General features: G+C 71.2%; 11 protein-coding genes. 4 read left to right on the top strand and 7 right to left on the bottom strand.

Annotation, left to right across the window (positions count from 1 at the left end; translation table 11 throughout):
• Positions 1-53: 53 nt before the first annotated feature.
• The 4 genes from ACIRB1_RS18130 to ACIRB1_RS18115 all read right to left on the bottom strand — a co-directional run bounded on the left by ACIRB1_RS18130 (position 54) and on the right by ACIRB1_RS18115 (position 4,479).
• Positions 54-779: an MIP/aquaporin family protein gene (locus ACIRB1_RS18130; protein WP_403466237.1), complete on the bottom strand. Its 726-nt coding sequence runs from the start codon at positions 777-779 to the stop codon at positions 54-56.
• Between the two features lie 335 nt (positions 780-1,114).
• A complete protein-coding gene (locus tag ACIRB1_RS18125) occupies positions 1,115-2,767 on the bottom strand; it encodes a GGDEF domain-containing protein (protein ID WP_352180513.1) in 1,653 nt (550 codons plus the stop codon).
• Between the two features lie 99 nt (positions 2,768-2,866).
• A complete protein-coding gene (locus tag ACIRB1_RS18120; protein WP_403466236.1) occupies positions 2,867-4,057 on the bottom strand; it encodes a lipid-transfer protein in 1,191 nt (396 codons plus the stop codon).
• Complete coding sequence (locus ACIRB1_RS18115; RefSeq protein ID WP_352180515.1) at positions 4,057-4,479, bottom strand: zinc ribbon domain-containing protein; 423 nt, start codon at positions 4,477-4,479, stop codon at positions 4,057-4,059. The genes ACIRB1_RS18120 and ACIRB1_RS18115 overlap by 1 nt, the downstream gene beginning before the upstream one ends.
• 235 nt (positions 4,480-4,714) lie before the next feature.
• Between ACIRB1_RS18115 and ACIRB1_RS18110 the strand changes: the two genes are divergently transcribed.
• Positions 4,715-5,251, top strand: coding sequence for an NUDIX domain-containing protein (locus tag ACIRB1_RS18110; protein WP_403466235.1), 537 nt, complete (start codon positions 4,715-4,717; stop codon positions 5,249-5,251).
• 2 nt (positions 5,252-5,253) lie between these two features.
• On the opposite strand, the gene ACIRB1_RS18105 is transcribed toward ACIRB1_RS18110, so the two are convergent.
• Positions 5,254-7,620, bottom strand: a complete 2,367-nt coding sequence (locus ACIRB1_RS18105; protein WP_403466234.1) for a TIM-barrel domain-containing protein — start codon at positions 7,618-7,620, stop codon at positions 5,254-5,256.
• A gap of 214 nt (positions 7,621-7,834) precedes the next feature.
• On the opposite strand from ACIRB1_RS18105, the gene ACIRB1_RS18100 reads away from it, so the two are divergent.
• The 3 genes from ACIRB1_RS18100 to ACIRB1_RS18090 all read left to right on the top strand — a co-directional run bounded on the left by ACIRB1_RS18100 (position 7,835) and on the right by ACIRB1_RS18090 (position 11,114).
• Positions 7,835-9,802 (top strand): acetoacetate--CoA ligase, encoded by a 1,968-nt coding sequence (locus ACIRB1_RS18100; protein WP_403466233.1) that lies wholly within the window; start codon positions 7,835-7,837, stop codon positions 9,800-9,802.
• A 120-nt stretch (positions 9,803-9,922) separates the two neighbouring features.
• Positions 9,923-10,195 (top strand): hypothetical protein, encoded by a 273-nt coding sequence (locus ACIRB1_RS18095; RefSeq protein WP_403466232.1) that lies wholly within the window; start codon positions 9,923-9,925, stop codon positions 10,193-10,195.
• A gap of 22 nt (positions 10,196-10,217) precedes the next feature.
• Positions 10,218-11,114 carry a hypothetical protein gene (locus ACIRB1_RS18090; protein ID WP_352180520.1) on the top strand — a complete coding sequence of 299 codons (897 nt, stop codon included), beginning with the start codon at positions 10,218-10,220 and terminating at the stop codon, positions 11,112-11,114.
• Positions 11,115-11,180: 66 nt separating this feature from the next.
• Here ACIRB1_RS18090 and ptsP read toward each other — a convergent pair whose 3' ends face one another.
• Together ptsP and ACIRB1_RS18080 are read right to left on the bottom strand one after the other, a co-directional pair.
• Positions 11,181-12,851, bottom strand: a complete 1,671-nt coding sequence (gene ptsP / locus ACIRB1_RS18085; RefSeq protein WP_403466231.1) for a phosphoenolpyruvate--protein phosphotransferase — start codon at positions 12,849-12,851, stop codon at positions 11,181-11,183.
• A 79-nt stretch (positions 12,852-12,930) separates the two neighbouring features.
• Positions 12,931-13,380: a PTS glucose transporter subunit IIA gene (locus ACIRB1_RS18080; protein ID WP_403466230.1), complete on the bottom strand. Its 450-nt coding sequence runs from the start codon at positions 13,378-13,380 to the stop codon at positions 12,931-12,933.
• Positions 13,381-13,808: the final 428 nt, after the last annotated feature.

Below are 13,808 nucleotides of genomic sequence, written 5' to 3'. Positions count from 1 at the left end.
CTCCTGCGGAGGGCTGCCCCCGTCCTGCGGAGGGTGCTCCTCGAAGACCGTTGTCAGAAGGCTGCGTTGAAGATGAGCCCGGCCAGTGCCCCGCCGATCAGCGGTCCCACCACCGGGATCCACGCGTAGCTCCAGTCCGAGGTGCCCTTGTTAGGGATCGGGAGCAGCGCGTGGACGATGCGCGGGCCCAGGTCGCGGGCCGGGTTGATGGCGTACCCGGTGGGACCGCCGAGGGACAGGCCGATGCCGACCACCAGGAAGGAGACCACCAGCACCGCTGTCCCGGACGTGCCGAGTCCCTTGGTCAGCCCGAAGGCCAGGATCGGCAGCACCAGCGCGATCGTCGCGATGATCTCCGTCATCAGGTTCGCCACCACGTTGCGGATCGTGGGCGAGGTGGAGAAGATCCCGAGCGTGGGCTGCGCCATCTCCTCCTCGGCGTTGGCCTGGAACTGCGCGTAGTAGACCAGCCAGCACAGCACCGCGCCGAGCATGGCGCCCACCATCTGGCCCGCGATGTAGAGCGGGACCTTGTCCCACTTCCCGGTGTCGATGGCGATGCCGATGGTGACCGCCGGGTTGAGCTGCCCGCCGGACAGCGGGGCGGCGGTGTACGCCCCGGCCATCACGCCGAAGCCCCAGCCGAACGCGATGACGATCCAGCCGCCGTCCTTCGCCTTCGAGTAGTTGAGTACGACGGCGGCGACCACACCGGCGCCGAAGAGGATCAGGATCGCGGTGCCGATGACCTCACCGAGGAATATGTCTCCATTGCTCATGGCGGCTCCTAGGCCCTCGCCCGGGACGGTCGGCCCCGGTCCTCCGTGCAGGGTGCGGTTCCCTTGGCGACTTCAGCCGAAGGCAGGGAGGGTCCCGAGCCCCGCCCGGCGTCCGTGACGAGCGTGCCGTCGTGGCCGAATCGCCCATGGGAAGTGGGCCTGAGCGCAGGCGGAGCCAGCGCGGCGCAGTGCCTGGTACGCCGAGAATGTACGGCGATGTCGACCGACACCGGGAAGTGTTCACCGGCGCCCAGGGAGCGTCAAGGTCGTGGACCGCAACGGTGACACCCGCTCAGACGGCCCCTGAAGCCCCGCAGAAGGCCGCGGGGCCGCGCTCAGCGCCCGGGGGACTCCGCGGCCCTGCGGTCGGCCTGTACGGGCGTCACGCGCGTTCCGCGCAGGATCTCGTACTCGGTCAGCCCCGCCCGGTTCAGCACCCAACTCGTGCCGTGCAGCGCCTTGGCCGCCTTCTTCAGCGGCGCCAGACACGCGGCCGCCTGCCGGTGGTCGGTCACGCTGCCCGGCGGACACAGGACGGTCGCCAGCGACAGCGTCACGGGCCGCCCGCCCGCCTCCCAGCGCACGTCGAGCACGGCGGCGGCCAGCGGAGCCAGGCCCTCCGGATCGGTGAGCACCAGGAAGTCGTCCCCGCCGATGTGCCCCACGCGCGTGTGCCCGGCCGCCGCCGACTGCAGCGCGCGCCCGACCGAGCGGATCAGCTCGTCGCCCGCCGCGAATCCGGCCCCGTCGTTGACCTGCTTGAAGTGGTCGACATCCAGCCAACTCAGCGCGAACGTCCGCCCGTCGACGATCCGCCGGTCCACCTCACCGGTGATCGCGTCCGAACCGGGCAGCCTGGTCAGCGGATTGAGCCCCGCCGCCTCCTCCACCCGCGTCTCGGCCAGCGCCCGCACCAGATCCGCGAGCCGCACGACGCCGACGCACCGCCCGTAGCGGTCGACCACCGCCACATCGTCCGACGTACGGTCCGCGTCGCCGACCGCGACGACGTCCAGGACCTCCCAGGCGGTCGCGTCGTCGCCCACCGTCCGCGGCACGTCACCGAGTCTGGCGGCGGGCCGGTCGGCGTACAGGGCGTGGCCGTAGCGCCCCGACATCGACAGCAGGAAACGGGAGCGGTGCACCGACCGGACCGGCACCCCGTCCCGGTCCACGAGCACCACCCCGGACACGTCCGGCGAGCCGGTCAGCAGCGCCCGCACCTGACCGGCGGACGCCGTGTCGGGCAGCAGCGCGGCCGGCCGGACGAACTCCCGCACCCACGGCCCCGACGGCGGTGTCGCCGCGAGCCCCGGAGCGCGCGGCGGAACGTATACGTCCGCCGCCGGTATCCGCGTCGGCGGCGCGAACAGCTCGCCCTGCGCCAACTGCGCCCCGGCCGCCCGCGCGGCGGCACACTGCGCCTCGGTCTCCACGCCCTCCACCGACAGCAGGGCACCCAACTGCTCGCACAGCGTCCGCATCGCCCGCACCGCGGCCGGCCGCTCCAGCAGCGACGCGTCGAGCTTCACCAGATCGGGCGCGAGATCCGTGAGCAGCCGAAGGGGTACGTCACCGTCGCCGACGCCGTCCGCGCAGATCCGGAACCCCTGGCTCCGCAGCTCGGACACCGCCTCCAGGAGCGCCCGCCGGGGCACGTGTGTGTACGGCGGCCCGATGTCGACCGTGACCTCCCACGGCAGGCGTCCCGCCTCGCGCACCGCGCGGTGCAGCGGGGTGAGGCCGCCGAGGTCGGCGAGCGTGCCGGCGAACACATTGATGTGCAGCGGCAGCAGCGTCTCCTTGCGCGCGGCGGCGCGAACCGCCAACACGGCCAGTCTGCCGTCGAGTTCGGGGTCGCGGCGGGCCTCGGCCAGGATGTCGCCGGTCTCCGGGCGGACGAGGATCTCCAGCCCCGCGATCCCTCCGGTGGTCAGATTGACCACCGGCTGGAAGGCGAAGCGGAGAGTGTCCGTCGAGGAGCGCACGGCAGCATGATGACGTCACCGGCGTACGCCCAGGGCCAGTTCATAAGACGTTCACGCAGCCTTGCGGGCCGATCGCACGGCATGGGGACCCCCTGTCGCTCACCGCACGGCGAGCACCGCCGACCCGTGCCCGAACAGCCCCTGGTTCGCGGTGAGTCCCACCCGCGCCCCCGGGATCTGCCGCTCGCCCGCGTCGCCCCTCAACTGCCAGGTCAGCTCGCAGACCTGGGCGATCGCCTGCGCCGGAACCGCCTCCCCGAAGGAGGCCAGTCCGCCGCTCGCGTTCACCGGTATGCGCCCGCCCAGGGCCGTCGCGCCCTCCCGCAGCAACTTGGCGCCCTCACCCTCGCCGCACAGCCCCAGGTCCTCGTACCACTGCAACTCCAGGGCGGTGGACAGGTCGTACACCTCGGCCAGCGACAGGTCCTCCGGGCCGACGCCCGCCTCCTCGTAGGCCGCGCGCGCGATCGACGCCCGGAACGTCTCGTCCGGCGGTGCCACCGCCGCCGCCGAGTCGGTGGCGATGTCCGGAAGGTCCAGCACCGTGTTGGGATAGCGCGGCGTCACCGTGGACACCGCCCGGATCCGCACCGGGTCCGCCGCTCCGTGCCGGCGCGCGAACTCCATGGTGGACAGCACCAGGGCGGCCCCGCCGTCCGACGTGGCGCAGATGTCGAGCAGCCGCAGCGGATCGGCGACCACCGCGGAGGCGGCGACCTCCTCGGCGGAGACCCGCTTGCGGTAGCGCGCGTACGGATTCAGCGCCCCCAGGGCCGCGTTCTTCACCTTGACCTGGGCGAAGTCCTCGGGGGTGTCCCCGTAGAGGGCCATCCGCCGACGCGCGTACAGCCCGAAGTACGTGGGATTCGTCGCCCCCAGGACCCGGAAGCGCAGCCAGTCCGGATCGTCGTGCCGCTCCCCGCCGGCCGGCCGGAAGAACCCCTTGGGCGCGGCGTCGGCGCCTACGACCAGCACCACGTCCGCGAGCCCCGAAAGGAGCTGCGCCCGCGCCGCGTTGACGGCCTGCGCCCCGGACGCGCACGCCGCGTACACACTCGCCACCCGGGCGCCCTGCCAGCCCAGCGCCTTCGCGAACGTCGCGCCCGCCACATACCCCGGATAACCGCCACGCACCGTGTCTGCGCCGACGATCGAGCCGACGTCCCGCCACTCCAGTCCCGCGTCGGCGAGCGCCGCCCGGGCCGCCGCCGTCCCGTACTCGACGAAGCCGCGCCCCCACTTGCCCCAGGGGTGCATGCCCGCGCCGAGCACCGCCACGTCCGCCGTCATCACGCCACCCCCGCAGGCCGCCAGTGCCAGGTCGTCCAGGTCGTCTCCGTGTCCTCACTGAGCACCCCGGGGACGACCTCCACCTCCATGCCCACCGTCAGGTCGGCGACGGTGATCCCGGGAACCGCCTGTCCCAGCACGACGATCCGCTCGGACTCCAGCTCCACAGCGATCAACGCGTACGGTTCCCACGGAAGTTCCGGATCGCTCACGTACGGTGACGGTGGCCGGTACCGGCTGTCCGTGTACGACCAGACACGGCCGCGCCGCGACAAGGGGACCTCCTCCAGATCGCCGCCCCGGCAGGCCGGATTGCGGCAGTGGACGTCCTCCCGCGGGAAGAAGACCGAGGCACACGCCGAGCAGCGCGTGCCCAGCAGCCGGAAGCCGTCCCCGTCCCCGGTGAACCAATCGGTGACCACAGGTGTGCGTGTCCGCGACAACGTCCCTCCACAGCACTGGATCTGACGGAACGTCAGAAGTGTGCCACGGGCAACGGAAAATGAGCAGGGCGTTTCGGTGAACCATCGAGCCGCTCACGGCGTCGTCGTATCGGGAGAGACGGCCGGGGCCCACGGGGGTGGTTCCGGCCGTCTCCCGTTCATGTGTGCGGCCCCTGGAAAGACGCCCTCCGCTTGATCGGATACAGTCCGCCGGGTGTCCGAAACTCAAGCCTCCGTCCCCAACTCCGGGCCGAACAGCCACTGTTCGAGCTGCGGATCGCCCTACGGAGAGGGCGTCTCCGGCTGGCCCCGCACCTGCCCGGCCTGCGGCACCGTCGCGTACCGCAACCCGCTGCCGGTAGCCGTCGCGCTCCAGCCCGTGTACGACACCAAGGGCACCGCCCTGGTCGTCATCACCCGAACCGTCGCCCCCGCGCGCGGAGGCGTCGCCCTCCCGGGCGGTTACGTCGACGACCGCGAGGACTGGCGCCAGGCCCTGGTCCGCGAACTCAGGGAGGAGACGGGCATCGAAACAGCGAGCCGCGACGTACGGCTCGTCGACGCCATCAGCTCGCCCGACGGGCATCTGCTGCTCTTCGGGGTCCTCCCCGAGCGCCCGGTCGAGGGACTGCCCAAGTCCGTCGCCACCGACGAGACGGAGGGCTGGCACCTCCTGCGCAGGCCGGAGGAGCTCGCCTTCCCGCTGCACTCCGTGGCCGTCAGAGCATGGTTCGAAGGCCGGTACATCTGAGGTCAGCCCTCACCGAGCCCCCGCACCCGCACCGGGTAGGACGGCGCGCTCACGCCGTCCTCCCCCTCCCGCTCCACGACCACCCGCCGGCCCTCCCAGCGGGCGACGTACCGCTCGATCTCCGGTTCGTCCCAGCCGTCGCCCGCGTCCGGCACCACCAGCCCGCCTCCGGTCCGCCCCCGGGCGGGCGCCCACACCTCCAGCTCCAGCCCGCCCTCCGCTCCCCGCACCGGCAGCACGGCACCCGCGCGCGCGAGCACCGGAATCCGCGACAACGGGGCGTCGACGAGAACCTGGGCCGGCCCCTCGTAGACCCGCTCCGTCGCCGTGTCGTACCAACGCCCCCTCGGCAACTGCACCGCCCGCCGGTCCGACCCGGGATCGAGCACCGGCGCCACCAGAAGGCAGTCGCCCAGCAGAAAGGCGTCCTCGCAGTCCCGTAGCGCGCGATCCTCGGGAGCGCCCCACCACAGGGGCCGCACATAAGACGCCCCGGTCCGCCGCGCCAGATGGGCCAGCGTCATGAAGTACGGCAGCAGCCGCCGCCGTTCGACGAGCGCCACGCGCGCGTGCTCCAGCACCTCGGCACCGAACTCCCAGGGCTCCCGACGCCCCGCCCGCAGACTCGCGTGCGTCCGGAACAGCGGCAGATACGCGCCCAGTTGGAACCAGCGCAGATACAGCTCCGGCGACGGACTCCCCTCGAAACCGCCCACGTCAGGACCCGAGTACGGCACCCCGCACAGCCCGAGCCCCATGACCAGCGACAGCGAGGCCCGCAGCCCCGGCCAGCCGGTCGCCACATCACCGGACCACGTGCCCCCGTAGACCTGCATCCCGGCCCACCCGGATCGAGAGAAGACGAACGGCCGCTCCTGGGGGGCCAGTTCACGCAACGCCTCGTAGGCGGCTCTCGCCATGCACAGCGCGAACACGTTGTGCGCCTCGCGATGGTCGCCGCCCCGCCCGTCGAGGTCGTGCCGGGCCGAACGCGGCAGCGTCGACTCCCCGAAGGCAGCGAACGACGTCGGTTCGTTCCTGTCGTGCCAGAAGCCCATGAACCCCTGCGCGAGCCGCTCCTTGTAGAGCCCGCCCCACCACTCCCGCACACGCGCGTGCGTGAAGTCCGGGAAAACGGCCTCCCCGGGCCATACGACTCCGCGCACCAGCCTCCCCGAGGCGTCCCGCACGAAGGCGTCCTCGGCCGTCCCGCTGTCGTAGACCGCGTTCCCGGGCTCGGCCTTCACCGCGGGGTCGACAACCGACACCAGGCGGATGCCGTCCCGCCGCAACTCCTCGGCGAGCACCGGCAGCTTCGGGAAGCGCTCGTGGTCGACGGTGAACACCTGATGCTCGTCGTAGTGGTCGATGTCCAGATGGACGGCGTCCAGCGGCAGACCGCGCGCCTGGTAGCCGGCGACGATCCGCCGCACCTCCTGCTCGCTGCCGAAGCCCCACCGCGCGTGCTGGTACCCCAGGGCCCACGACGGCGGAAGCGCGGGAGCACCGGTCAGCGACGCCCAGGCGTGCAGCACGCGCGCGGGGGTGCCCACCACCACCCAGCAGCGCAGCGGACCGCCGTCCATCCGCAGCTCGGACGTCCCGGCCCGGTCGTGCCCGGAACCGGCACCCTCCTCGCCCTCCCGCAGCGTCACCGTGCCGTCCCAGGAGGTGTCGTGGAACACCAGATGCGTCGCCGCGTCGGCCACCACCAGCTGGACGGGCATGGTGACGTACAGGGGATCGTCACCCGGCCCGAAGGCATGCCCGGGGTCGGTGTTCCACAACCGGTACGTCCCGTCCCGCAACCGGGGTCCCGAAGCGCGCCCGCCGAGCCCGAAGAACCGCGCGTCCGCCGCCACCTCCGAGCGCTGCATCCAGCGCGCCGTGCCACCGCCGACCGGCTCCCACCACCGCGGCGGCAGATCCCGGCGCAGCGTCACACCTCCGGGCGTACGCACCTCGACCGCGCCGTGCCGCGACACGGTGACCGTCACCCGCTCCGCCACGACCCGCCAGCCGCCGTCCTTGTCCGGCTCCAGGACCGCCCGGGGATCCGGCTCCGGGCACCGCCCGCCGAGCGCGTACGACGGCTCGGGACCGGCGCCGTCCCAGCCCCAGAAGACGGCTCCGTTCACGGCGACCGTGATGCGCAGCTCCGAGCGGCTGAACCGGACGATCCCGCCCCCGGGACCCGGCTCCGCGTCCCGCACCGGCCCGGGCACCCGCGCCCGCTCCGCCCCGCGCGCGGGCAGCCCGCTGGCGTCGGCCCGCCTCCTGCGCCACGCCGCCCGTACGGTACGCAAACCCTGCGCCGCCCCCGTCGAACCGACCACCTTCACCGAACGCACCAGGTCACGACCGTCCATGCTGCTCACCCTGCCATTACAAGCCCCGCATAACCGTGTCGTTCAACTGCCGTTCACCCGTGGTGGGACCACATCTTCATGACACGGACTATGTGGAGCGCGCCCTGGTGTAGAAGTCGATCACATGGCATCGTCCGTGTCAGCCGCGTCACGCGCACACCCCCGCCCGTGCGCGACCGACGCACACGACGCGCACAGTCCCGGGAGCCGCCCCATGTCGACCGCGAACCCCCTGCCGCTCTGGCAGCCAGATCCGGAACGCATCGCCCAGGCACAGGTCACCACGTTCCAGTCCTGGGCCGCCGAACACCACGGAGCCCCCGCCGAGGGCGGCTACGCGGCACTGCACCGCTGGTCCGTCGACGAACTGGACACCTTCTGGCAGGCCGTCACCGAGTGGTTCGACGTCCGCTTCTCCACCCCCTACGCGCGCGTGCTCGGCGACCGCTCGATGCCCGGCGCCCAATGGTTCCCCGGAGCGACCCTCAACTACGCCGAGCACGCCCTGCGCGCAACGGCGACCCGCGCGGACGAACCGGCCCTCCTGTACGTCGACGAGACCCACGAACCGACCCCGGTCACCTGGTCGCAGCTGCGCCGCCAAGTGGGCTCCCTGGCCGCCGAGCTGCGCGCCCTCGGCGTCCGCCCCGGAGACCGCGTCAGCGGCTACCTCCCGAACATTCCCCAGGCCGTCGTCGCCCTGCTCGCCACAGCGGCCGTGGGCGGCGTCTGGACGTCCTGTGCCCCCGACTTCGGCGCCCGCAGCGTCCTCGACCGCTTCCAACAGGTCGAGCCGGTCGTCCTGTTCACCGTCGACGGCTACCGCTACGGCGGCAAGGAGCACGACCGCCGCGACACGGTCGCCGAACTCCGCCGCGAACTGCCCACCCTGCGCGCGGTCGTCCACATCCCCCTGCTCGGCACCGAAGCCCCCGAAGGCGCCCTGGAATGGTCGTCCCTGACCTCGGCCGACGTGGAGCCCTTCTTCGAGCAGGTCCCCTTCGAGCACCCCTTGTGGGTCCTCTACTCCTCGGGCACGACCGGCCTCCCCAAGGCCATCGTCCAGTCCCAGGGCGGCATCCTCGTCGAGCACCTCAAACAGCTCGGCCTGCACTGCGACCTGGGACCCGAGGACCGCTTCTTCTGGTACACGTCCACCGGCTGGATGATGTGGAACTTCCTCGTCTCCGGCCTCCTGACCGGCACGACGATCGTCCTCTACGACGGCAGCCCCGGGTACCCCGACACAGCCGCCCAGTGGCGCATCGCCGAACGCACCGGAGCGACCCTCTACGGCACCTCGGCCGCATACGTCATGGCCTGCCGCAAGGCCGGCGTGCACCCGTCGGGCGACTTCGACCTCTCCAAGGTGAAGTGCGTCGCCACCACCGGCTCACCGCTGCCCCCGGACGGCTTCCGCTGGCTGCACGACGAGGTCCGCGACGACCTCTGGATCGCCTCGGTCAGCGGCGGCACGGATGTCTGCTCGTGCTTCGCGGGAGCCGTACCGACCCTCCCGGTGTACATCGGCGAACTCCAGGCCCCCGGACTCGGCACCGACCTCCAGTCCTGGGACCCGAACGGCCAACCCCTGGTCGACGAGGTCGGCGAACTCGTGGTCACCAACCCGATGCCGTCCATGCCGATCTACTTCTGGAACGACCCCGAAGGCACCCGCTACCACGACAGCTACTTCGACACGTACCCCGGAGTGTGGCGCCACGGCGACTGGATCACCGTCACCTCCCGGGGCTCCGTCGTCATCCACGGCCGCTCCGACTCCACGCTCAACCGGCAGGGCGTACGCATGGGTTCGGCCGACATCTACGAGGCGGTCGAACGGCTCCCGGAGATCAAGGAGTCCCTCGTCATCGGCATCGAGCAGCCCGACGGCGGCTATTGGATGCCCCTTTTCGTGCACCTCGCCCCGGGAGCCGTCCTCGACGACGCCCTCCTGGGCCGCATCAAACAGACGATCCGCGAACAACTCTCCCCACGCCACGTGCCCGACGAGGTCATCGAGGTCCCCGGCGTCCCGCACACCCTCACCGGGAAGCGCATCGAGGTACCCGTCAAACGCCTCCTCCAGGGCACCCCGTTGGAGAAGGCGGTCAACCCGGGCTCCATCGACAACCTCGGCCTGCTGGACTTCTACGAGGAACTCGCGCGCAAACGCGCCTGATCGGCCTCCCGTAGCGGACGATCAGCCCCCATAGGTGGCCTCGGACTCACAGAGAACAGCGCCGAAGTCCGAGGCCGACCGCACCGCGTCGCGGGCGCACCCCTCTTCACCCTGGCCGAGATGCCGCACGCCACCGTCTCGTGGGAACTCTCCGTCGCCCTCGCACCCGACACCGCGCAGGGCGCCTACCTCGGCGTGCACGGACTCGCCCCGTCCATCCAGCGCAGCATCGGCCCACTCGCCGTCACCGCGGCCGTCGCCACCGGCCCCCTCGACTGGACAGCGTTCGGCGCCGCCATCGCTCTGACCTGCATGAATCAGCACTGTTTGGTCCGCCGCCCGCTCGCTCGGACGCCGTTGTCAGTGCCGCCAGTTACTGTGAGTGAGCATTGATCGACAGCGCACAGGGGGAAACATGGCGCACACCGACCACCTGACCATCCGCCGCGTTCTGCGCCGCGAAATCGCGGGCACCATCGGCCTGTTGACCGACGAGCAGGACTTCAGCGCCATGCGGCGCTACCGCAGCTTCACCTTCGACGACCACACCGCCTACCTCCAGCAGGTGGAGGCCCTCCTCAGGAGCCGCGCCTCCCAGGGCAGCCACACCAGCGTGGCCCTCTTCGACCCGGAGGAATACGCCGAATTCTGCGCCGCCCGCGACCTGGAGCCCGACCTCTCGTCGAGCCGCGCCCGCTTCACGGCCGAACTCGCGGCCACCGGCCCCACCCTGCTCTACGAGGGACAGCCACTGGTGGATCTCGTGCCGGCCCTGGTCGACGAGGCCGTCCGCCAGGCCACCTGGGAGTACGCGACCACACTCCTGTCCCGCCTCGGCGCCTGCGCCTCCTGCGGCGAGGACATCGGCCGCGCGGCCTTCACCCGAGCCTCCGGCCTCCTCGTCCGCATCCTCGACACATCCCGCTCCGGCAACCGGCACCTGGTCTGCAGCGTGTCGGGAGCACCGGAAACCCTCGTCTCCGTCCTCCACGCCGACCAGGACGAGGACGGCACCACCCACCTGGACGACGCCGAGGCACTCGAATTCACCACGGTCCTCGCCCTCGGCCTCGCGACCCGAAGCCCCGGCGGCCTCGTCATGCGCACCACCAGCCCGAACACCACCGACTGCGTCTACGGCTGGCGCCTGCGCGGCGACGGGCTGGAACCCCTGACCGCGGGCGAGGTCTTCGACGCCTACTGCACCGACGTCGAATCCGGCGACCTCATCTCCCCGGAATCAGGCGTCGACTACTGCGTACCGCCGGACCTCGGAGACCTGGAACCGCCCCAAGGAGGACACCACCACTGAACACACCAGGGGCGCCCCACCCACTGGTGAGGCGCCCCTGGACACAGCCGACGGACGGCCGCCCGACTACTCGCCGGACAGCACCGCCTGCGCCGCCGCGCGCGCCTCCTCGGCACTGTCCGCGGCCCGCGCCGCCAGCGCGGCCCGCTCGCACTGCGCCAGCGTGTACTTCGCCAGCGTCGACCGCACATAAGGAATCGAAGCAGCACCCATCGAAAGGGAGGTGACCCCCAGACCGGTCAGCACACAGGCCAGCAGCGGGTCGGACGCGGCCTCACCGCAGACACCACAGCTCTTGCCCTCGGCCCTCGCCCCCTCGGCGGACATCGCGACCAGGTCGAGCAGAGCGGGCTGCCACGGATCCTGAAGCCGGGACACCGCACCCACCTGACGGTCGGCGGCGAACGTGTACTGCGCGAGGTCGTTGGTCCCCAGCGACAGGAACTCGACCTCCTGCAGAATCGAGCGCGCCCGCAGCGCGGCCGACGGAATCTCGACCATCGCGCCGAACTTGGCCCGCAGCCCGGCCTCCCGGCACGCGTCGGCGAACGCCTTGGCGTCCGCACGGTCCGCGACCATCGGAGCCATGACCTCCAGATACACCGGCAAGCCCTCGGCGGCTTTCGCGAGCGCCGTCAACTGGGTACGCAGGACGTCCGGGTGGTCGAGCAGCGACCGCAGACCCCGCACTCCCAGCGCAGGGTTCGGCTCGTCGGCCGGCGTCAGGAAGTCCAGCGGCTTGTCAGCGCCCGCGTCCAGCACCCGCACCACGACACGCCCCTCGGGGAACGCCTCGAGCACCTGCCGATAGGCCTCGACCTGCTTCTCCTCGGACGGCGCGTTCTTGCTGTCGTCCAGGAAAAGGAACTCGGTACGGAAGAGACCCACACCCTCGGCCCCCGCCTCCAGCGCGGCCGGCAGATCAGCGGGCCCGCCGACATTGGCCAGCAGCGGCACCTTGTGCCCGTCGGAGGTGGCACCCGGGCCAGTGGAAGCGGAGAGAGCGGCCTTGCGCGCGGCAGCGGCGGCCTCCAGCTGCTCCTTCTTCTCTGCACTCGGGTTCACGAAGATCTCACCGGTGCTGCCGTCGACAGCGACGACCGTGCCCTCGGCCAGCTCCCCGGCGCCCGGCAGCGCCACCACGGCCGGCACACCGAGCGCCCGCGCCAGGATCGCGCTGTGACTCGTCGGCCCGCCCTCCTCGGTCACGAAACCGAGCACCAGCGCGGGGTCGAGCAGTGCCGTGTCCGCGGGCGCGAGATCACGGGCGATAAGGACGTACGGCTCGTCACTGTCCGGAACACCCGGCATGGGCACCCCGAGCAGCCGGGCGACGATACGGTTCCGCACGTCATCGAGGTCGGCCACCCGACCGGCGAGATACTCACCCGCACCGGCCAGCAGAGCACGGTAGGCGGCGAAGGCGTCGTACACACCACGCTCCGCGGTACTGCCGACCGCGATACGGCGTTCCACGTCCGCCATCAGCTCGGGGTCCTGGGCCATCATGGCCTGCGCCTCGAGCACCGCCTGGGCTTCGCCCCCCGCCAGATTGCCGCGCGCCATCAGGTCGGCCGCCACCGCGTCCACGGCTTGGCGGGCGCGCCCCTGTTCACGCTCCGCGTCCTCCACCGGGATCTGCTTGGCAGGCGGTTCCAGAACCGCCGTCCCCATGTGCCGAACCTCGCCGATCGCCACACCGTGGCTCACACCGACGCCTCGCAGCGTTGTCTCCATCTCACCCGTCTCCGATAGTGCGGCGGGTCCCGCCGCCGCGGTGGTTGTCCTGCTCACCGTCATCACGACGGCACTGACGTCACGCCCAGGCGAAGAGGAGGTCGCCGGTCTTCACATCGCCGTCCTCACGCAGGTCGGCGAGGGATTCGGCGGTCGCTTCGAGAGCCACGATCGGGCACACCGGGGACTTGCCGGCGGCCTCGACGGCGGCCGGGTTCCAGCGCACGACGCTCTGGCCGCGGGTCACGGTGTCGCCCTTGTTGACGAGCAGCTCGAAGCCCTCGCCGTTCAGCTGCACGGTGTCGATACCGAGGTGGGTGAGCACACCGTGTCCCTCGTCGTCCACGACGACGAAGGCGTGCGGGTGGAGGGAGACGATGACTCCGTCCACGGGAGAAACGGCCTCGGAAGGCTCGCGTACGGGGTCGATGGCCGTGCCGGGGCCGACCATGGCCCCGGAGAAGACCGGATCCGGCACCGCGGCCAGTCCGATGGCACGTCCTGCGAGAGGGGACGTCACGCTGGTCATGGGAAGCCTCCCAGAGGTGGGAAATGTGATGGGGCCGTCACTGCCTGTCCCGGACGGCACACTGAGCAGCAGGGTATGTCATATGTAGTAACGGTTCCGCCCGAGAGGTCCGGATTAGTGGTCTAGACCACACCTCTAATCGATTTGCACCTGCTCTGCGGCCGCATGTACAGTCGTACTCCTGCTTGAGGCCGAGCGACGCAACCAAGCGTCTTTGCTTGGCCTGGCAGCACCCAACTTGTCAGATTCTATCTCGGGGTCACCTTCCGCATGCCTGCGGGACGGTGGTCAGGGGGCCGGAAAAACACTGATAGAGTTTGGAACACCGAAGGGAAGCCCGGAGGAAAGCCCGAGAGGGTGAGTACAAAGGAAGCGTCCGTTCCTTGAGAACTCAACAGCGTGCCAAAAATCAACGCCAGATATGTTGA

The sequence above is a fragment of the Streptomyces sp. NPDC096013 genome (assembly GCF_044763565.1).
Taxonomy (GTDB): domain Bacteria; phylum Actinomycetota; class Actinomycetes; order Streptomycetales; family Streptomycetaceae; genus Streptomyces.
The sequence above is the reverse complement of the archived record's forward strand: the minus strand, read 5'-3'. Positions and strand labels throughout refer to the sequence as shown.

Coding starts and splice junctions, on each gene's coding strand:
- ACIRB1_RS18130 (WP_403466237.1), bottom strand. CDS start 779: ATGAGCAATGGAGACATATTCCTCGGTGAGGTCATCGGCACCGCGATC.
- ACIRB1_RS18090 (WP_352180520.1), top strand. CDS start 10,218: ATGGCGCACACCGACCACCTGACCATCCGCCGCGTTCTGCGCCGCGAA.
- ACIRB1_RS18100 (WP_403466233.1), top strand. CDS start 7,835: ATGTCGACCGCGAACCCCCTGCCGCTCTGGCAGCCAGATCCGGAACGC.
- ptsP (WP_403466231.1), bottom strand. CDS start 12,851: ATGGAGACAACGCTGCGAGGCGTCGGTGTGAGCCACGGTGTGGCGATC.
- ACIRB1_RS18095 (WP_403466232.1), top strand. CDS start 9,923: ATGCCGCACGCCACCGTCTCGTGGGAACTCTCCGTCGCCCTCGCACCC.
- ACIRB1_RS18105 (WP_403466234.1), bottom strand. CDS start 7,620: ATGGACGGTCGTGACCTGGTGCGTTCGGTGAAGGTGGTCGGTTCGACG.
- ACIRB1_RS18120 (WP_403466236.1), bottom strand. CDS start 4,057: ATGACGGCGGACGTGGCGGTGCTCGGCGCGGGCATGCACCCCTGGGGC.
- ACIRB1_RS18080 (WP_403466230.1), bottom strand. CDS start 13,380: ATGACCAGCGTGACGTCCCCTCTCGCAGGACGTGCCATCGGACTGGCC.